The following is an 18410-nucleotide window of genomic DNA, read 5'->3' as shown; positions in this document are numbered from 1 at the left end:
GCATCCACGACAACTCACGCACCTCTCGCCCGCACCTTCCCCCGGCCTTCTCCCGGTCCTGTCCCGGCTCTCTCGGCTCTCTCGACACGCCCGGCTCTCTTCCGAGCCCCTTCTCGAACCTACGACGTTCCACCGTCCCATCAGTCCACCACAGGTTCCGAAACTCTCCCGTTCGGGTGAATTTCGGGCATCGAACGGACAGCCCATGACCCGCCTCGATAACGTGGTGGCACCTTTCGCACAACCTGCCCTGCCGACCCCTACGCACCGCCGAGGAACCACGCTGCCTCCGCACCGTCTCCCCCGCCTCCCCGGCCAGGTCGCCATACCGGAGCAGGTCCGCACCCCCGGCCCGTCGGCCCTGGAGCGGTTCAACCACGCCCCCGCCGACAGCGCCCGCCAGATCCTCCTCACCTGCCTGCGCAGCCTCCGCTGGGCCCACCGCCTCACCGACCACCGCCCCTACCCCGACCTCGACGCCCTGCTCGCCGCGTCGGACGAGGCGGCGTACGACCTCACGGCGGCCGACCTCGCGGAAGCGCTGGCCGGCGAGACCCTCCCGCCCCTCCCCGACGACACCTACGGCGTGGCCCACACCGCCCTGAACGCCGCCCACGCCGCCTACGAGGCCCGCTTCGGCCACGTCTTCGTGATCTCCGGGACCACCACCCGTCCCGACGAACTCCTCGACCGGACCCTGGAGGGCATCCGCTCCCGCCTCTCGAACGACCCGGAGGAGGAGCGCGTGGTGGTGGCCGAGGAACTACGCCGCCTGGCACGAGAACGCCTGACCAGCCACCTCACCAGGGGCGCGGGGAACCGCGCGATCTTCTAGGGCTCGGGGAACCGCGCGCCCTTCGCAGGAGCGGGGCGCGGGGAAACCGCGCAGCGCCCTCGGGCGGCAGGGAGCGGCGCAACCTCTTGGGGGCGCGGGGAACTGCGCGATCTTTTCGAGGACGCGTGGAACTCCGCAGCGCCTCGGGGCCGCCGTGACGGCGGGATCGTTTCAGGGGCGCGGGGAACTGCGCGACCAGCCCCCACCGAACCCGCACCCGGCACCCCGTCAGCACCCCCACCCCGGATGCCGCCCGCTACTCACCCTTACGTGCACCTTTGTATGCCAGTTTGATCACACCAACCCTCCCGGCTTAAGCCAAGTGCAACGACGTCGCTACCATGGCCGGGGCCGGTGGACCGTACCCGGCCGGGTCAGACCGACAAGCAAGCCGGCCGGCCCCAATCCCCGCTCCCGGAGGGTTCTTCCGTGCCGGCTGGAACGCTGTACCGCGGCCGGGAAGGAATGTGGTCCTGGGTGGCTCATCGAGTCACCGGCGTCCTCATCTTCTTCTTCCTGTTCGTACACGTGCTGGACACCGCTCTCGTCCGTGTCTCCCCCGACGCGTACGACAAGGTCGTGGCCACGTACAAGACGCCGATCGTCGCGCTGCTGGAGTACGGCCTCGTCGCCGCCATCCTCTTCCACGCGCTCAACGGTCTTCGGGTCATCGCCGTCGACTTCTGGTCCAACGGCCCCCGTCACCAGAAGACGATGCTGTGGTCCGTCGTCGGCATCTGGCTCGTGCTGATGATCGGGGCCCTGTACCCCGTCCTCGGCCACGCCGTCCGTGAAGTCTTCGGGAGCTGAGGCAGATGTCCGCCACTGAAACCACCGCGTCCGGCATCGGCCCCGTCGAGGGCGCCGGAGAGCTGTCGGGCTACAGCCCCGACAACCCGGCCCCCTTCATCGAGCCGCCCCGCAAGCGCACCAAGAAGACCCCGAAGTCGACCCGCGGCAACTTCGAGATGGCCGCATGGCTGTTCATGCGCCTGTCCGGCATCGTCCTGGTCGTCCTGGTCATCGGCCACCTGATCATCCAGCTCGTCCTCGACGGCGGCGTCTCCAAGATCGGCTTCGCGTTCGTCGCGGGCCGCTGGGCGTCCCCGTTCTGGCAGACCTGGGACCTGCTGATGCTGTGGCTCGCGATGCTGCACGGCGCGAACGGCCTGCGTACGGTCATCAACGACTACGCGGAGCGTCCGAACACCCGCCTGTGGCTGAAGGGCCTGCTCTACACCGCCACGGTGTTCACCATCCTGCTGGGCACGCTGGTGATCTTCACCTTCGACCCGAACATCCGCTAGGCACGGGGCTGAGGCAACCGATCATGAAGATCCACAAGTACGACACCGTCATCGTCGGCGCCGGCGGCGCCGGTATGCGCGCGGCCATCGAGTCGACGCAGCGCAGCCGCACCGCCGTGCTGACCAAGCTGTACCCCACCCGCTCCCACACGGGCGCCGCGCAGGGCGGCATGGCCGCCGCGCTCGCCAACGTGGAGGAGGACAACTGGGAGTGGCACACCTTCGACACGGTCAAGGGCGGTGACTACCTGGTCGACCAGGACGCCGCCGAGATCCTGGCGAAGGAGGCCATCGACTCCGTCCTCGACCTGGAGAAGATGGGCCTGCCGTTCAACCGCACCCCGAACGGCACGATCGACCAGCGCCGCTTCGGCGGTCACAGCCGGAACCACGGCGAGGCCCCGGTCCGCCGCTCCTGCTACGCGGCCGACCGCACCGGCCACATGATCCTCCAGACGCTGTACCAGAACTGCGTCAAGCACGGCGTGGAGTTCTTCAACGAGTTCTACGTCCTGGACCAGCTGATCACCGAGGTCGACGGCGTCAAGAAGTCGGCCGGCGTCGTCGCGTACGAACTCGCCACCGGTGAGATCCACGTCTTCCAGGCGAAGGCCGTGATCTACGCGTCCGGCGGCACCGGCAAGTTCTTCAAGGTGACGTCGAACGCGCACACCCTGACCGGTGACGGCCAGGCGGCCGTCTACCGTCGCGGGCTGCCGCTGGAGGACATGGAGTTCTTCCAGTTCCACCCGACCGGCATCTGGCGCATGGGCATCCTGCTGACGGAGGGCGCCCGCGGTGAGGGCGGCATCCTCCGCAACAAGGACGGCGAGCGCTTCATGGAGAAGTACGCGCCGGTCATGAAGGACCTCGCGTCCCGTGACGTCGTGTCCCGCTCCATCTACACGGAGATCCGCGAGGGCCGCGGCTGCGGTCCCGAGGGCGACCACGTCTACCTCGACCTCACGCACCTCCCGCCGGAGCAGCTCGACGCCAAGCTCCCGGACATCACCGAGTTCGCGCGGACGTACCTCGGTATCGAGCCCTACACGGACCCGATCCCGATCCAGCCGACCGCGCACTACGCCATGGGCGGCATCCCGACGAACGTCCAGGGTGAGGTCCTGATCGACAACACCACCGTCGTCCCGGGCCTGTACGCCGCCGGCGAGGTCGCCTGCGTCTCCGTGCACGGCGCCAACCGCCTCGGCACGAACTCGCTGCTCGACATCAACGTGTTCGGCAAGCGGGCGGGCATCGCCGCCGCCGACTACGCCTCCCGGACGGCCGACTTCGTCGAGCTGCCGGAGAACCCGGAGTCGCTGGTCGTCGAGCAGATCGAGCGGCTGCGCTCGTCCACGGGCAACGAGCGCGTGGCGGAGCTGCGGCGCGAGCTGCAGGAGACCATGGACGCCAACGTCATGGTGTTCCGCACCGAGCAGACGATCAAGACGGCCGTCGAGAAGATCGCCGAGCTGCGGGCCCGCTACAAGAACGTGGCGATCCAGGACAAGGGCCGCCGGTTCAACACCGACCTCCTGGAGGCCGTCGAGCTGGGCAACCTGCTCGACCTGGCCGAGGTCATGGCCGTGTCGGCGCTCGCGCGCAAGGAGTCCCGCGGCGGTCACTACCGCGAGGACTACCCGAACCGCGACGACGTCAACTTCATGCGTCACACCATGGCGTACCGCGAGGTCGGCGACGACGGCTCCGAGACCGTCCGCCTCGACTACAAGCCGGTCGTCCAGACCCGCTACCAGCCGATGGAGCGTAAGTACTGATGGCAACCCCGACCCTGGACAAGGCGGACGCGGCAGGCAGCCCCGAGCCCGGTTTCGCCGACTCCCCGTACATCACGGTCACCTTCCGTGTCCGTCGCTTCAACTCCGAGGTCTCGGCCGAGGCCAGCTGGCAGGACTTCCAGCTGGAGATCGACCCCAAGGAGCGCGTCCTCGACGGTCTGCACAAGATCAAGTGGGATGTGGACGGCACTCTGACCTTCCGCCGCTCCTGCGCCCACGGCATCTGCGGTTCGGACGCCATGCGGATCAACGGCAAGAACCGTCTGGCCTGCAAGACGCTGATCAAGGACATCAACCCCGAGAAGCCGATCACGGTCGAGCCCATCAAGGGCCTCACGGTCCTCAAGGACCTCGTCGTGGACATGGAGCCGTTCTTCCAGGCGTACCGGGACGTGATGCCCTTCCTGATCACGAAGGACACCAACGAGCCGACGCGTGAGCGTTTCCAGACCGCCGAGGACCGCGAGCGCTTCGACGACACCACGAAGTGCATCCTCTGCGCCGCGTGCACGTCCTCGTGCCCGGTGTTCTGGAACGACGGCCAGTACTTCGGTCCGGCCGCGATCGTCAACGCCCACCGGTTCATCTTCGACTCGCGTGACGAGGCCGGGGAGCAGCGGCTGGAGATCCTCAACGACCGTGACGGCGTGTGGCGTTGCCGTACGACGTTCAACTGCACGGACGCCTGCCCGCGCGGTATCGAGGTCACCAAGGCGATCCAGGAGGTGAAGCGGGCGCTCATCACGCGCCGCTTCTGATCCGCCGCCACAGCGCATGACGGAGGGCCCGCAGGTTCACCTGCGGGCCCTCCGTCATGCATGCGCTACTTGGCGCACGCGCGGGCGTACGCACGCCCCGTCCACCAGGGCTTCGTCCCCACGCACGAGGGCCTCGTCCCCGCGCGGAGCTCAGAGGGAAGCTCCGGGGTGGACGAGGCCCTTCGGTCGATCACCCGAGCGGTGATCCGCAGCGCGATCAGCCGCGCAGGACACGGCCCTGGGCGTCGGTGCGGTCGTTGCTCGTGAGGAACAGGATGCCGTCGATCAGGGACCAGAAGCCCAGACCACCGCAGGTGAGGAGCTGGGCGACGCCCACGCCGACGGAACCGACGTAGAAGCGACCGATGCCGAGCGTGCCGAGGAAGAGCTGCAGAATGCCGGCGACGATCTTCGACTTGTCGGAGTAGGGGCGCCCCTGCGGGTCGTGGCCGAAGGGAGCGTCAGGGGTGGGGACGGTCATGGAAATAACTCCTGGATGTACCGGACTGAATAACCGAAGCGGATTGCTTCGGGGAGAGCCCAGGAGAGAAGGCGCGGCAAAGCCCGGCAGCGATCGGGCACGGCAAATACCGGCCACCGATCGAGCACGACGTAGTCCCCCGTCATCCCCCCTGTAGCCGTTGAGCGTAGTGAGATTCAGGGGACGGAGGGGAGGGTAATCAGGCGATCGTTCCGATTCCGTGATCCGATTCCAGCCAACTTGCTACAACTGGGCAAGATAAAGCGGGCGTAAGGGATTTACGGGGGTCGACAGGGGGAAGGCGATGGGGTTCTGCACCCCCCACAGTCCCGCTCAGTGCAGGTTGCGGACGATCGTCCACGTCACCGCGATGCCCAGGATCAAGGCCTGGGTGCGGGGCCTGAGTTCGGGGCGCCAGCGGCGGCCACGCAGGCCCTCGACGGCCCAGCGGCCGAGCAGTACGAGCGCGAAGGGCGCGGCGAGCAGCAGAACCCGGTTGTCGTGCCAGGCGGCTTCGAGGCGGCCGTGCATCAGGTCGTACACCATGCGGGTGCCGCCGCAGGCGGGGCAGAGAAGCCCGGTGACAAAGCGGAACGGGCACTGGGGCAGCACATGACCGGGCTCGTGCGGGTTGGTGCCGTACAGGTACGCGGCGCCCCCCAGCCCGGCGGCGGCCACCGCGAGGGGGGCCGCCGCCGGATGCCGGAGGGTGGTGAGGCCGCGCTCAGCCACGCAGGACACGCCCGTTGGAGTCCGTGGTGTTGCTGCTCGTCAGCAGGATGATGCCGTCGACCAGCGACCAGATGCCGAGGCCGCCGCAGGTGAGGAGCTGCGCGACGCCGAGGCCGACATGACCGATGTAGAAGCGGCCTACGCCGAAGGCACCCAGGAACAGCGAGAGGATGCCCGCGACGATCTTCGACTTGTCGGAGTACGGGCGCCCGTAAGGGTCGTAGCCGTACGGGGCGTTGGGGTCACCGGTGTACGCGCCGCCCGGCGTCGGAGGCACCTGGTAGCCACCGCCCTGGGGGTAGCCGCCCTGCTGGGGGTAACCGCCCTGCTGCGGGTAGCCGTAACCGGGCTGGCCCGCACCCGGCTGCTGGTAGCCGCCCTGCGGAGCCCCGTACGGGTCACCGGCCTGCGGAGCCCCGTACGGGTTGGCGCCCGGCTGGCCGGGGGCCGCGCCCGGGTACCCGTATCCGGGCTGCGGCGGCTGCGGGGGCTGAGCGGGCTGCTGAGGCTGCTCGGTCACGGTACTGACTCCTGCGTGTTGTTTGCTTGAGCGGCTGGAACGGCTGAATAGCTGAATATGGGCTGTCCGTCATATTGCAGGAGGGAAGGGCCCGGAGAGAAGTCGTTACTTCGGCCGGGCACCCGCCGACTCCCCCGTGTGGGCGGAGTCACATCCCCCGATCACCGTCGGCCGTGACAGCCGGCCGACGATCGTCGGGTCCGCGATCCCCGTGTCTTTGGCGAGCAGCATCGCCTTGCTGAGGGTGACATCGAGCATACGGTCGCCCTCGCGGGGGAGACAGCCGGTCTGCGGGGTTCCGTTCCCCTCATCGCCCCCGTTCCGGCTTCCGTTCGCGTTGCCGACGGCCGACTCGGGGACGAGACGCAGGCCCGGCAGGGGGCGCGGGATCCAGCGCTCCGCCCGCAACCGACTGCGGCAGCCCGCGAGTACGGGCGATGCCAGGCAGTCGACGGACAGTCAGAGCCAGTTACACCAACCCCTGAGTGCGGCGGAGGAGTTGCCCAGGAGGGTGGCACTGGAGGCAGGGCGGGAGCGCCCGCCTGCGAGACAGGGGCAACTCCATCGGGTGATCCGCGCCGGACTGTCGGGTCGGATGGCAGCCAGTACACCAGAGTACTAGTATGTACACGTACTACACGGTGATCGCTGATGGCCTGGCATCTTGAAATGACCGGCGAGGTGCGCGACTGGCTGCACAGGCTACGCAAGGACGACCGCACCACGGCACGGCTGGTGGGCCAGGCGATTCAGGCCCTGGTAGAGGAGGGCCCGGACCTCGGGCGCCCTCTGGTGGACCGGATCAAGGGGTCCGCCCTGCACCACCTCAAGGAACTGCGGCCGGGCTCGGCCGGAGACACTGAGATCAGGATCCTCTTCGCCTTCGATCCCGAACGCAGCGCGGTACTCCTGGTCGCGGGCGACAAGGCGGGGCGATGGACGGCGTGGTACCGCCGCGCGATCCCCCTGGCCGAGGAACGCTATACCGAGTGGCTGGACCACCTGGCCCGGCCCCGCCACAAGGAGACAGAGCGATGACCAGCTTTCACTCATGGGACGAGGTCAAGGAAGAGGTCTACGACCCCGAGGACCTCGACGAGATCATGTCGGGTGCCCGGCGCATGGTCGCCGAGGCACGTGCGCACCGGCTGGCCGAGATGCGCCGACAACTCGGCCTCACCCAGCGCGAGGTGGCCGACCGTATGCACGTGCGCCAGGAACGGGTGTCCGCCATCGAACGCGGGAGGACCGAGTCCGCCGAGGTGGGGACGGTCGCTGCTTACGTGGAGGCACTGGGCGGGGAACTGGAGATCGTCGCGAACTTCAACGGGACCCGGGTGGTGGTGGCATAGCCCGGCGCTCCTGAATCCCACACGCCCCGTACAACCCTCGCGCCTCGACGAGCGTTGCCGCTTGGCTGGATCGCATCCAACTTGCGTGACTGATGGGGTTGTTGATCACAGACTGACCCCCATGACCATCCTGAGGAAAGCCGCGGCCGCACTGTCGGCCGCGGCCGCGATCCTGATCGCGATACCCCCCACAGCCTCGGCAACGCCCGCCGCCCACGACACCTACGGCGGCACGCTCGTCCGGGAGAACTTCAACCATCTCCCCCTCGGCCCGGTGACCAAGGGCCGGGGCTGGACCACCGACACGTCCAACGGCACGCTGACCGTCACGCCCGGCACCAACGGCCACGGCCGCGAACTCCGCCTCCGCACCGAGGGCAACGGACGCGCCTTCGTCGTCCTGCCCGACCTCGCCCCGCCCGGCAACAGCCTCTGGGCCCGGATGCGGCTGCGGGTGACCGAGTTCCCCACCGCCCCCCAGTGGGCCCACTGGACCCTCGCGGAGGCCTCCGGCACCGACTCCCCCACCCTGGTCCGCCCCCTCGGCGGCCAGTACGCCCCCACCGACAACGGCAACTTCTGGGGCGTGGGCTCCGACCTGGGCCCGACGGGCGACTGGACGAACTGGAAGACCTCGGCGCCGGCGGTGGCCGGGAAGTGGCAGTGCGCGGAATTCCACCTGGACGCCACGGACAACCGCGTCACGGTCTACCTGGACGGCGTGGCCCAGCCCGACCTGACCGTCTCCACGAAGAACCACGGCGGCACGGCGGACGACTTCGTCTTCCCCACCTTCGACAAGCTGAAGCTGGGCTGGCAGCTGTACCAGGGGAACCCGTCACCGTCGGCGTTCGAGATGCGAGTGGACGACATCGCGGTGAGTACGCGGCGGGTGGGGGGCTGCGCATCCTGAGCTGGGCCCGCGTCAGTCGACGCGGGCCACGATCAGGGCGGTCTGGGGCTCCGCCAGGCAATAAAAGTGGTGGGGAAGTACTCGATGTAGAGCGCCCTCAACATGCCCTCTCGGCACGCCTCCAACGCCAAGCCATCGACAGCCTCAACAACCCCCTGAACGGCACCGAGGAACCGTCCGAGAATCCATCTGCCTCAGCACTCGTCCGCTGACGTTGCCGTCAAAATGCCGAGGAGCCCACGCCGAGTACCGGCTCGGCAGAGGCTCCCGATGCGCGTACAACCGAACTCAGAGATCCCCGACCACGCCCTTTTTGAGGCACCGGGGACGTCGGCGCCTACAACAGGTTGTGCCAGGCGTGACTACAAGTTCCTCGGCACTCCGTTTGGGTCTGTAAAACGATCGGTGTAACTCCCGATCATGGAAGATGCATCGATGACCAGTGAGAACGTGTCCGAGGCTGCGACCGTTGAGCATACGAAGGCTGTGCCTGCGAAGGCCGTGGACGATCAGTTGATCGACGAGCTGGTGGGCCGGGCTCAGGCCGAGGGTCTGCAGCTGACCGGTGAGGGCGGGCTGCTGCAGCAGCTGACCAAGCGACTGCTGCAGTCCGCCTTGGAGGGCGAGATCACCGACCATCTCGGCTATGACAAGCACGACCCCGCAGGCAAGAACGGCGGCAACTCCCGCAACGGCACCCGCTCCAAGACGGTGCTGACCGATGTCGGGCCGGTGGAGATAACCGTGCCCCGCGACCGCGACGGCTCCTTCGAGCCGAAGATCGTCAAGAAGCGGCAGAAGCGCCTGACCGGCGTCGACGAGATGGTGATTTCGCTGGCGGCCAAGGGCCTGACCACCGGCGAGGTGCAGGCCCACCTGGCGGAGGTCTATGGCGCTGAGGTCTCCCGTCAGACCATCTCCACCATCACCGACAAGGTCCTGGAAGGCATGGCGGAATGGCAGAGCCGTCCGCTGGACGCCGTCTATCCGGTGGTCTTCATCGACGCCATCCACGTGAAGATCCGCGATGGTGCGGTGGCCAACCGGCCGATCTATGTGGCCCTGGCCGTCACGACCGAGGGCCGGCGGGAGATCCTGGGGCTGTGGGCCGGTGACGGCGGCGAGGGTGCCAAGCACTGGCTGCACATCCTCACCGAGATCAAGAACCGCGGCGTCAGTGACGTTCTCATGCTGGTCTGCGACGGGCTCAAGGGCCTGCCCGAGGCGGTCGAGACGGTCTGGCCGCGGACGATCGTGCAGACCTGCGTGGTGCATCTGCTGCGGAACTCCTTCCGCTATGCCGCCCGCCAGGACTGGGACAAGATCGCGCGTCTCCTCAAGCCCGTCTACACCGCACCCACCGAAGAGGCAGCACTTGACCGGTTCGCCGAGTTCGCCGATGCCTGGGGCCGGAAGTATCCAGCGATCGTGAAGCTGTGGGAGAACGCCTGGGAGGAGTTCACCCCGTTCCTGCGGTTCGACACCGAGATCCGCCGCATCGTCTGCACGACGAACGCGATCGAGTCGGTGAACGCGCGGATCCGCCGGGCGGTCAAGGCCCGCGGTCACTTCCCGAACGAGCAGGCCGCCCTGAAGTGCGTCTATATGGCCGTCATGTCGCTCGACCCCACCAGCAAGGGACAGGCACGCTGGACCATGCGCTGGAAAACAGCGCTGAACGCTTTCGACATCACCTTCGACGGCCGCCTGTCAGCGGCCCGCCAGTAACCTCAACTGCCCCAGTTACACCACTCGTTTGACAGTCCCGCCCACCGCTGCAGCCGTCCGCTGACGTTGCCGTCACCGTTACCGTCAAGGCATGTAGAAGCCCGGCCAGGAGTCCCTGGCCGGGCTTCTACAGTTCAGTCGAAGCTATTCTCTTGAAACTCTAGATCCAATCGGCCGGAATCGCCTGGCCCAATTCGCCGCGCAAGTATTCCAAAAAATCCCAGAATCCATTCGCGACCACCCTCACTCCGGAGTCATCCACGTCGTAGGTAGAGCCAATCAGAGATCCACCATCAAGTCGATAGACTCGTTCTCCAGAGGAGCTCAGAGCAAAGAGCCCTCCTCCTCCATCAGAGCCGAATACAGTGATCTCGTCTTGGACGGCGCCGACTACTTCGGTCGGCTGATCCCCTCTAATCCCGTCGACTACCGCTTCGGCTGAGTGGATAAAGAACCCATTACCCACATCCGGCAAAGACACCTCTTCTACTCGCGAGTAGAACTCATGAAGATCCTCACCAATTCCAGCAGCAGCCAACTGTGAAGCCACTTCGAGTCCTTGTTCGGGGGTGGCCTTGAGCACGCCGTTATCGCCTGGAGGGTACCCGAAGCTCGCCTCGAAGTTCCTCATGAGCTTCGAGGTCAGCCGCGACACCTCATCCACCCAGCTACTTAGGCTCTCGCCAGAAGTAGTCACCGTATCCCCTGTCTACCTGTCCAGCGAAGTCTTCGATCTGAGCTCGCGTGGGATTTGAGTTCATGTCGTGGAACCACTTCCACTGGTTCGTGATGTCTTGATGGACGTTGGCGCCACGTGACTTCATTCTACTACCGGGAACCCCACGCATGTTGGAGGGCGCATCGAAGTCGAAGTCGGCGAACTCTGGATGATCTCGGTACTCTTGCGGAATGGCATGGTGGGCATCCCAATCGTCAGGGAGTCGCTTGTATCCGTTCTTGTTCAGTGAGGCATTGAACCTTCCCCGATAGTTCTCCAGCTTAATGGAGGGGAATTCGGGGTCATATCCGGCCGGGCAACTGGAGTTATGAACAAGAACTGGCGTGGCCCCCGCCAGCACATAGTACGTGTGCAGGTCGTCAACAGTGAGGTTGTACGTCCGGGCGTGCTGCGTGTAGGCCCGGTTCCCGGTGACGATGACGGTGTCGCCCTCGTCCGTGAGCAGGGTCATGCCCGGCGCAAGGTCGCCAGCCTCGGTCCATTTGTGCTCTGACGGTGACCAGAAGGGGTGCTCATAGGTCGCCGTGAGCTTTTCGATGCCGTCTTCCGTCGCGATGGAGAGTTCGTTGAAGTGCTTGTCGTTCTCCGTGACGATGAGGCGGGTAACTTTACGTGGTCCCGTCTCGCCGGTCTCCGGGTCCGTGGCCTGAACCTTGTCTCCGAGTTCGATGTCCTCGATGTCCTTGGTGGTGCCGTCAGCCATAAGGACGGGGGTTCCGGCCAGGAAGCATTGGTTGCAGGTTGCGCCTGCCTTCTTGGCGCCCTTCGCTCCCTTTCCTGGCATGGTACTGCGCATATCAACGTCACCGGCTGCGGTCACCATCGAGGAGAACCCCGCAGACAGGTGCATGAAGTGCATTTCCAGCGCTGCCGGGCAGGACTTCATCGCTCGGCAGACGTTGAGCGCCCAAAATCCGAGTTGTTGCTGAGCGCCCGTGTTTTCGCTGTCGCTCAGATAGCTGGGAAGCTGACCGTTCGTGAACCGCACACCATCCAGCTGCTCAGTGAAGCGCACAACGAACTCTTCCCTCCCCTTCCAACCCGTCGGAACTTCCACGCCCGGATAGACGATCGTCCGACGCCTGTTCATGTAGGAGCCCGGGTCCAGGTGCGTGACCCCGCCCCCTCCCTGAGAAGCCCCCTGCCGGGCACCCACATAGCGCTTCTCGGTTCCGTTGTGGCCCGTTCCTCCGATGGGCAATCCCTCGCCGCAGGTCAGGCACAGCCCCGTGGGGTCGGAGTTCGAGACCGGGCCGTTGTTGGAGTACGCGAACCCGTTCATCTGCAGCGGGTCCGCGATGTCGATGATCGGGTCCGCCGAGATGAAGCGGCCCGCGTTCTGGTCGTACTCGCGGGCGCCGATGTGGGTCAGGCCGGTGGTCGTGTCCTCGATGCCGACGCCGATGTAGCCGCGCTTGTTGGGCCACGATGCCGGCTTCGGGCCGCGGAGTTCGCCGTACGGCTTGGCGGCTCGGCGGGTGACCGCCTGGCCGCTCGCCAGAGCGACCGCTGTGTTCGCCGTGCCCAGGTGGTCCGCGAGGAGGGCCGAGAGTTGGTGGCCCGTCGTCGCGCCGCTGGTCGCCGTGCGGGTCACCATCGGGGCGCCGGGCTGGCCATAGGACCGGGAAGCACGGGTCACCGCACCCGCGCTGCCCGTCGTCACCTCCGTCTCGCCCAGGTACAGCGTCGTACCGGAGGGGGAGTTCTCCAGGAGGCGGTTGCCGGCGGCGTCGTAGACGTACGTCGTCTTCTTGCTGCCGACCGTGATCGTGTCGAGCTTGTTCTCCGAGGTCCACTTCAGGTCCTGCGCCCCGGCCGGCAGATCACGGAGTTTCGTGTTGCCCACCGCGTCGTACGTGTACGTGCTGCTCTGGCCCGCCGGGCTGGAGGCGATCGACGTCATCGTGTGCGGCTGCTTGGGGTTGTAGCCGTACGTGAAGGTGACGTTCTTGGTCGCGTCCGCCGGGTCTGCCTCGGTCAGGGTGGCCCGGTTGCCCAGCCAGTCGAAGGTGAAGGACTGGTGGTAGGCGGTGGCGCCCGTGGAGACCGTGTTCGCGGCCGGGGCGGTGGCGGCCAGCGTCGACTTGAGCGAGGCGTCCGGGCTGGACGCGTCGCTCGCCGTGTCCGGCGCGTCGGCGACCGGGCCCGACGAGGCCGCGTGGTCCGTGCGCGGGCCCCACGTCGTACCGTTCGCCGACTTGCAGCCCGTGCCCTTGCTCGTGAGGGCGATGTTCGACGTCCAGGCGTTGGCCAGCTCCCCCATCACGTCGTACGTGAAGCACTGCATGTCCCAGGTGTCACCCGAGGCGTCCGACAGCTGACGTGCGTTCGACGTGATGACGCCGGACTTGTCGTACGAGTAAGAGCTGTCCGAGATGCGGTGCGGGCCGGCGGTCTCGCGGTCCGCGACCGTGCGCTGGAGGCGTCCGGTGTAGGGGTCGACGAAGTTGGTCGTCCAGACGCGGTTCGGCTGGGAGCCGGACACCGTCCGCAGGGGTTCGCCGTACGGGGAGTAGGTGACGTCGGACGTGTACCAGGCGAGACCCGAGGTCGACTCGGTCAGGCCGTCGCTGTTGTAGCGGGTGACGACCTTCTCCTGGGCCAGCCCGCCCACCGACGGCAGCGTGACCGTCTGCGGCTTTCCGGTCTGGGTGTACGTGTACTTGTACGGGTACGTGCCCGCGACACCCGTCGTCATGGTGTTGGCGGGGATCACCGTCTCGGTGCCCGTCGGCCGGTACTCGGTGTCGTAGCCCGTGACGCGGCTGATGTAGTCGCCGTTCTTGGTGTGCCTGGTGGAGGCGACCGGCTGACCGAGGGCACCCGACAGGGAGTCGTACGTGAACGACTTGACGGGATTGCTCGTCTCGGAGCCCTCACGGACGAACCTGACGCGGCCCAGCTCGTCGTACTCCGTGTACGTCGTCCGCTGCTCCGCGTCCGTGACCTTGTACGGCCGGTCGGCCTCGTCGTACCAGGTGTCCGTCTTGCCGACGTCCGGGTCCGTCGTGGAGGTGACCCGGCCCCGGGCGTCGTACGTGTACGTCCACTTGTTGCCGGCGGGGTCGTTGACGCTGGTGCGCCGGCCGCGGTCGTCGTATCCGTAGGTGGTCGTGCGTCCGGCGCTCGTGCTGTCGTCCTTGTGGTGGACGACCGAGGTGACACGGCCGAGCGCGTCCGTGACGGTGCGGGTCCGCGGCGCCGTGGACCCGGCCGGGTCCACGGAGGTGCTGGTGTCGCCGTACTCCGTCCTAGCCGCGTACGCCAGCTTCTCGTCGTGGTACGTCGACTGGCTGACCGGCCGTTCCAGACCGTCGTAGCGGGTCTTGATCCGGGCCGGGACGAGCGACTTCGACTTGGGCGAGAAGAGTTCGGCGGCCGGCTCGTTCTTCGCGAGGTAGGCGCTGGTCTGCTCGTCGACCAGGCCGTGGTCGTTGTAGGTGGTGTCCGTGACGACGCGGCCGGGGCCGTGCGCCTCCGACTGCGTCTGGACCTGACGCATCAGGCCGTCGTAGATGGTCACCTGGCGGCTGTAGGTGCCGTCGTCCTTGAGCGACCTGGTCGTGACGGCGGCGGGCCGGGACTCCTTCGAGGTGGCGATCGCCGGCTGGTACTCGATCTCGACGTTCGGCGACTTGCCCCCCGAGGAGCGGGACGGGGACCAGCCCTTCACGAAGCGGCCGAGGGCGTCGTACTCGTTACGGGTGACCCGGCCGTTGGCGTCCTTGACCGTCAGCGCCAGGCTGCGGCCCGGATCGAAAGTCGTCGTCACCGCGTGGCCCTTGGCGTTGATCGCCTCCACCGAGGTGACGGGACCACCGGTGTCGCCCGGGGTGTACCGCATCTCCGTCGTGCCGGCGCCCGGCTTGGCGACGGTACGGACCCGGCCCAGCGGGTCGTACGACGTCTTCGTGACGACCGAGTACGAGGTCCCGGCGCCGTTCACCCCTGCGGCGGCCGTGACCAGACCCTTCGTCGGGGCATCGCCGTAGGACTGGTTGTCGTAGGTGGTGCGGCTCGCGCTGATGAGCTGCGTGGCGGGGTCGGCACTGTCGTGATCCGCGCAGGTGGTGCCCGTGGTGCGCTGCTGCTTGGGCAGGCCGATGAGCCAGGCCGACGTGTTGTGCACGTACGACGTCCTGGTGCAGCTCTGGTCGGAGAAGTTCTCGCCGGAGCCGTCCGGCTCGACCACCGCCGTCTCGACCTGGACCGGGATGCCGTAGGTGTCGTCGACGGTCGTCAGCGTGCGGACGGCCCGCCAGCTGTCACCGACCTTCTGGATCTCGTCCGTACGCTTCACACCACTGCGATGGGCCAGGAGCGGATCCATGTCCGCGCCGTCCTCGGCCTCACGGAACCGGGACGCGGTCTGCTTCGACCAGGGGAAGGTGAGGGTGCGCTTCTTCGGCGTGCCCCTGTCCGAGTCGGGGTAGGTGAGGGTCTCCGCCGCCATGCCCGCGAACTGCGGTTCGTCGTCGGTGACGAGCGTGTACTTGCCCGTGGAATCCTTGACCTCGCCGCCGACACCCTGGAAGTACCGCGTCTCGGAGTACGACTGCGCCTGCGGTACTCCGGCGGAGGTGGTGGTCCTGCTGCCCTTGGTGACCGCCACCTGGCGGTATCCGCGCCAGACGCTGTGCGTGCGCAGGGACGGCCGGGTGAACTCGTCGTCGGTCTTCGCCCAGGCGGGGTCGGTGTAGTCGTACTGGGTGTAGATCAGTTTGCCCCGCGAGGTGACCTTGTCGTTCTCGGTCACGGAGTGCACGACGTACTTGTTGAACCAGGACTTCGCGGGCTTCTTCTCGTCGCCGTCCGGCGACCAGCGGACCGGGTAGCAGGTGCCGTTGTCCCTGCCCTTGTCCTCCGACGGCTCGCTCGCGCAGCCACCCTTGTACTCGATCTCGATGTCACCGCCGTGCTCGGTGGCCACCGTGCCGATGCGGGGGCGGGTGAAGGGCGGACGCTGGTCCTTCGGGCCGCTCGACACCAGGTTGGGGAGCTGGCGGTCCCTCAGGCGCCCCTTCAGTTCAGAGGAGGAGCCGACCGTGTACTCGCCGAAGCTGACGCCGTCCTTGTGCTGGAGCGTGCCGGTGGTGTCGCCCGGGGCGAAGCCGCGACGGGTGATCGAGTTCAGCCAGAGGCCGGGGGACGTGTAGTACCAGTCCTCGGGGAATGACTGGTGGAGTTCGTAGGTGTCCACCTTGCCCAGGCCGGTCTGGCCGGCGCGGGCCGCCTTCGTCGTCACCGAGTCCAGGCGCAGCTGCGTCCAGAAGGAGGGGAAGGCCGGGCAGAGCTTCGACGTCGACTTGCAGTTGAGGTTGCCGGGGGTGTCCCACCAGGGGCGGTACGCGCCCGGGTCGGAGGTCTTGGCGAAGTTCGCCGCGTCGCAGGCCGTCGCCGACTTCAGGCAGCGCTGCGCCACGCCGAACTCGACGGTCGCGGAGGGCTTGGTCAGGTCCGCGCGCATGCCGTACTCGATGGTCTTCGGGTAGGCGTAACGGTCGTACTGCTCGGGGGACTTGAACTTCTTCTTCACCGCGTAGTGGTTCGTCTCCTGCTTCCAGGTGACGACCAGGGTGTTGCCGTGTACGTCGACGACCTTGTCCAGACCCCAGCGCCAGGCCTGCTTCTTTCCGGAGCCGCAGCGGGAGTCGGCGAAGGCCGTGGCGTGGCAGGGCTCACCGGGGTGGTTGCCGAAGACGGGGACGGTGGAGACGGAGTCGGTGTCGGCGTGACCGCCGCCGACCTGGTTGAGGCCGTAGTAGTACTTCGTGCCGTCCGTGGTCGTGACGATCCAGTACTCGCCGTTGTTGTCGCCGTTGGTGCCGCCGACGCGGTGCTCGACGCGGGTACCGTCGTCGCTCTGGGGGCGGTAGATCTCGGTGTCTTTCTCGGGGTCGCTGCCGGAGGCGGCGTCCCGCACCAGTTCCGTCGTCCTGCCGCCCAGGGACATCACGGCGTTGTGCGACACCCAGCACAGGTCGGACGTCTTGTCCTTCTTGGCCGTGTTGTTGGCGGTGCCGGACCGCATCTTCTTGCGGTCGTCCTGGCAGGCGCGGTAACGGCGCTCGATGTGACCGGCGTCGTAGTCCCAACCCTCGCCGATCCAGGAGGACTGGGGAGAGGCGACGGCTGTACGGCCGTCCACGGTCTGGGAGTTGTAGCTGAACTCGACGTTGGGGGCAGGACCCGCGGGGGCCGCCGGGATCGTCAGCGGGTACGACCAGGTGAAGGCACCGGACGAACCGCCCGCCGACCACTTGCCGCTGGAGGCCAGCGGTGTGGCCTTGAACGTGCCGCCGGCACCGCCGCCGGAGTCGACCGCGCCGACGACGGCCGTGTCACCGGTCGCGGCGACCGGTGTGACCCCGGTGGCCGACGTGACCCCGGTGGCCGACGTGACTCCGGTGGCCGACGTGCGGTAGGACGCCTGGGCGATCGACGGCCCGCCGGGCGGGGTCGTCCGCGCCGAGGCGGGCGTGACGGTTCCGTCCGCCGCCGTGTCGACCGTGGCGGTGATCGACTGTGTCTGGACGTCGTTGGTGGTCTCCAGCTCCTCGTACTCCTGGCAGGCCTCGTCCTCGGGCGTGGTCAGGTAGCACTCGGGGAACTGGACGAAGCGCAGGCGCGAGGCCCAGTCGGCGCCGTAGAGGTTCTTGAACTTCGCGTAGTCGAGCTTGACCGCGATCGGCACGGAGCCGGTCGCGGGAGCCTGGACCTTCACGACGGTGCCGTCGACGCCCTGGGACACGGCGGCGGCGCGGTCGTAGAGCTGGACCTGCCAGGTGCCGGTGGGCGCGGCCTGGTCCGGGGCCTGCCCAAGACTGACGGGGAGACTCCCGGCGGGGGTCATGCCAGCCTGGCGCGCGGTCGCGGTCGTACGGGCCGATGCGGGACTGGTGCTCGCGGCCGAGCCGAAGTTGACCGGCTCCGTACCGGCCGCCGGTGTGGTGACCGTCCCCGTCGGGGCCTGCTGCCGGTCCGGAGGGACGTCGACCTTCAGCGTCTCCAGGTCGGGTTCGGCGACCGCTCCGGCGACGATCTCGTCCTCGTCGAGGGTCTCCAGCTCGACGGTCTCGCGGCCCTTCTCGGCCGCGGCCGGGTCGGGCGGCAGCGCGAACGACTGCGTGGGCAGCAGACCCACGAGCAGCGCCGCCCCGAGCGTGGGCACGACGGCAGCGCGCACCCGGCGCAGCCGACGCGAGCGGACAGGCAAGAAGCGACCGAACACGGCGAGGTCCCC

15 protein-coding genes are annotated in these 18410 nt (G+C 67.6%); 9 read left to right on the top strand and 6 right to left on the bottom strand.

Going from position 1 to position 18410, the window contains the following annotated elements; translation table 11 throughout:
* The first annotated feature begins 205 nt into the window (after positions 1 to 205).
* The 5 genes from H4687_RS28380 to H4687_RS28360 all read left to right on the top strand — a co-directional run bounded on the left by H4687_RS28380 (position 206) and on the right by H4687_RS28360 (position 4702).
* Positions 206 to 835, top strand: coding sequence for a 2-oxo-4-hydroxy-4-carboxy-5-ureidoimidazoline decarboxylase (locus tag H4687_RS28380; RefSeq protein WP_078907597.1), 630 nt, complete (start codon positions 206 to 208; stop codon positions 833 to 835).
* Positions 836 to 1264: 429 nt separating this feature from the next.
* On the top strand, positions 1265 to 1645 hold the full coding sequence (sdhC, locus tag H4687_RS28375) for a succinate dehydrogenase, cytochrome b556 subunit (protein ID WP_078531457.1): 381 nt from the start codon (positions 1265 to 1267) through the stop codon (positions 1643 to 1645).
* A 5-nt stretch (positions 1646 to 1650) separates the two neighbouring features.
* A complete protein-coding gene (locus H4687_RS28370; protein WP_046918863.1) occupies positions 1651 to 2142 on the top strand; it encodes a succinate dehydrogenase hydrophobic membrane anchor subunit in 492 nt (163 codons plus the stop codon).
* A 23-nt stretch (positions 2143 to 2165) separates the two neighbouring features.
* Positions 2166 to 3923, top strand: coding sequence for a succinate dehydrogenase flavoprotein subunit (sdhA, locus tag H4687_RS28365; RefSeq protein ID WP_046918862.1), 1758 nt, complete (start codon positions 2166 to 2168; stop codon positions 3921 to 3923).
* Positions 3923 to 4702, top strand: a complete 780-nt coding sequence (locus H4687_RS28360) for a succinate dehydrogenase iron-sulfur subunit (RefSeq protein WP_045562915.1) — start codon at positions 3923 to 3925, stop codon at positions 4700 to 4702. The genes sdhA and H4687_RS28360 overlap by 1 nt, the downstream gene beginning before the upstream one ends.
* 217 nt (positions 4703 to 4919) lie before the next feature.
* Here H4687_RS28360 and H4687_RS28355 read toward each other — a convergent pair whose 3' ends face one another.
* The 4 genes from H4687_RS28355 to H4687_RS48730 all read right to left on the bottom strand — a co-directional run bounded on the left by H4687_RS28355 (position 4920) and on the right by H4687_RS48730 (position 6843).
* Positions 4920 to 5183 (bottom strand): TM2 domain-containing protein, encoded by a 264-nt coding sequence (locus H4687_RS28355; protein ID WP_005481016.1) that lies wholly within the window; start codon positions 5181 to 5183, stop codon positions 4920 to 4922.
* 333 nt (positions 5184 to 5516) lie between these two features.
* Positions 5517 to 5915, bottom strand: a complete 399-nt coding sequence (locus H4687_RS28350; RefSeq protein ID WP_046918864.1) for a DUF2752 domain-containing protein — start codon at positions 5913 to 5915, stop codon at positions 5517 to 5519.
* Positions 5908 to 6435, bottom strand: coding sequence for a TM2 domain-containing protein (locus H4687_RS28345; RefSeq protein WP_046918861.1), 528 nt, complete (start codon positions 6433 to 6435; stop codon positions 5908 to 5910). The genes H4687_RS28350 and H4687_RS28345 overlap by 8 nt, the downstream gene beginning before the upstream one ends.
* 105 nt (positions 6436 to 6540) lie before the next feature.
* Positions 6541 to 6843, bottom strand: coding sequence for a DUF7737 domain-containing protein (locus tag H4687_RS48730; protein WP_046918860.1), 303 nt, complete (start codon positions 6841 to 6843; stop codon positions 6541 to 6543).
* Between the two features lie 243 nt (positions 6844 to 7086).
* Between H4687_RS48730 and H4687_RS28335 the strand changes: the two genes are divergently transcribed.
* The 4 genes from H4687_RS28335 (at position 7087) to H4687_RS28320 (ending at position 10428) form a co-directional block, all read left to right on the top strand.
* The gene (locus H4687_RS28335) at positions 7087 to 7473 is read left to right on the top strand and encodes a type II toxin-antitoxin system RelE/ParE family toxin (RefSeq protein ID WP_192781727.1); all 387 of its coding nucleotides are present in this window, start codon (positions 7087 to 7089) and stop codon (positions 7471 to 7473) included.
* Complete coding sequence (locus H4687_RS28330) at positions 7470 to 7787, top strand: helix-turn-helix domain-containing protein (protein ID WP_046918858.1); 318 nt, start codon at positions 7470 to 7472, stop codon at positions 7785 to 7787. The genes H4687_RS28335 and H4687_RS28330 overlap by 4 nt, the downstream gene beginning before the upstream one ends.
* A gap of 121 nt (positions 7788 to 7908) precedes the next feature.
* The gene (locus H4687_RS28325) at positions 7909 to 8700 is read left to right on the top strand and encodes a hypothetical protein (protein ID WP_046918857.1); all 792 of its coding nucleotides are present in this window, start codon (positions 7909 to 7911) and stop codon (positions 8698 to 8700) included.
* A gap of 435 nt (positions 8701 to 9135) precedes the next feature.
* The gene (locus H4687_RS28320) at positions 9136 to 10428 is read left to right on the top strand and encodes an IS256 family transposase (RefSeq protein WP_046915432.1); all 1293 of its coding nucleotides are present in this window, start codon (positions 9136 to 9138) and stop codon (positions 10426 to 10428) included.
* 160 nt (positions 10429 to 10588) lie between these two features.
* Here the strand turns inward: H4687_RS28320 and H4687_RS28315 are convergent, their stop codons facing one another.
* Positions 10589 to 11092: a hypothetical protein gene (locus H4687_RS28315; RefSeq protein WP_159026160.1), complete on the bottom strand. Its 504-nt coding sequence runs from the start codon at positions 11090 to 11092 to the stop codon at positions 10589 to 10591.
* 4 nt (positions 11093 to 11096) lie between these two features.
* Positions 11097 to 18398 carry a polymorphic toxin-type HINT domain-containing protein gene (locus tag H4687_RS28310; RefSeq protein WP_234317471.1) on the bottom strand — a complete coding sequence of 2434 codons (7302 nt, stop codon included), beginning with the start codon at positions 18396 to 18398 and terminating at the stop codon, positions 11097 to 11099.
* Positions 18399 to 18410 lie beyond the last annotated feature (12 nt).

It is taken from the genome of Streptomyces stelliscabiei (assembly GCF_014873495.1).
Lineage (GTDB): Bacteria > Actinomycetota > Actinomycetes > Streptomycetales > Streptomycetaceae > Streptomyces > Streptomyces bottropensis.
Note: the sequence above shows the minus strand (reverse complement) of the source record. Positions and strands in the feature narration are given on the sequence as shown.

Excerpts from the sequence above, each read along its gene's own strand:
- H4687_RS28380 (WP_078907597.1), top strand. The coding sequence starts at position 206 with ATGACCCGCCTCGATAACGTGGTGGCACCTTTCGCACAACCTGCCCTG.
- H4687_RS28370 (WP_046918863.1), top strand. The coding sequence starts at position 1,651 with ATGTCCGCCACTGAAACCACCGCGTCCGGCATCGGCCCCGTCGAGGGC.
- sdhA (WP_046918862.1), top strand. The coding sequence starts at position 2,166 with ATGAAGATCCACAAGTACGACACCGTCATCGTCGGCGCCGGCGGCGCC.
- H4687_RS28360 (WP_045562915.1), top strand. The coding sequence starts at position 3,923 with ATGGCAACCCCGACCCTGGACAAGGCGGACGCGGCAGGCAGCCCCGAG.
- H4687_RS28355 (WP_005481016.1), bottom strand. The coding sequence starts at position 5,183 with ATGACCGTCCCCACCCCTGACGCTCCCTTCGGCCACGACCCGCAGGGG.
- H4687_RS28335 (WP_192781727.1), top strand. The coding sequence starts at position 7,087 with ATGGCCTGGCATCTTGAAATGACCGGCGAGGTGCGCGACTGGCTGCAC.
- H4687_RS28330 (WP_046918858.1), top strand. The coding sequence starts at position 7,470 with ATGACCAGCTTTCACTCATGGGACGAGGTCAAGGAAGAGGTCTACGAC.
- H4687_RS28325 (WP_046918857.1), top strand. The coding sequence starts at position 7,909 with ATGACCATCCTGAGGAAAGCCGCGGCCGCACTGTCGGCCGCGGCCGCG.
- H4687_RS28320 (WP_046915432.1), top strand. The coding sequence starts at position 9,136 with ATGACCAGTGAGAACGTGTCCGAGGCTGCGACCGTTGAGCATACGAAG.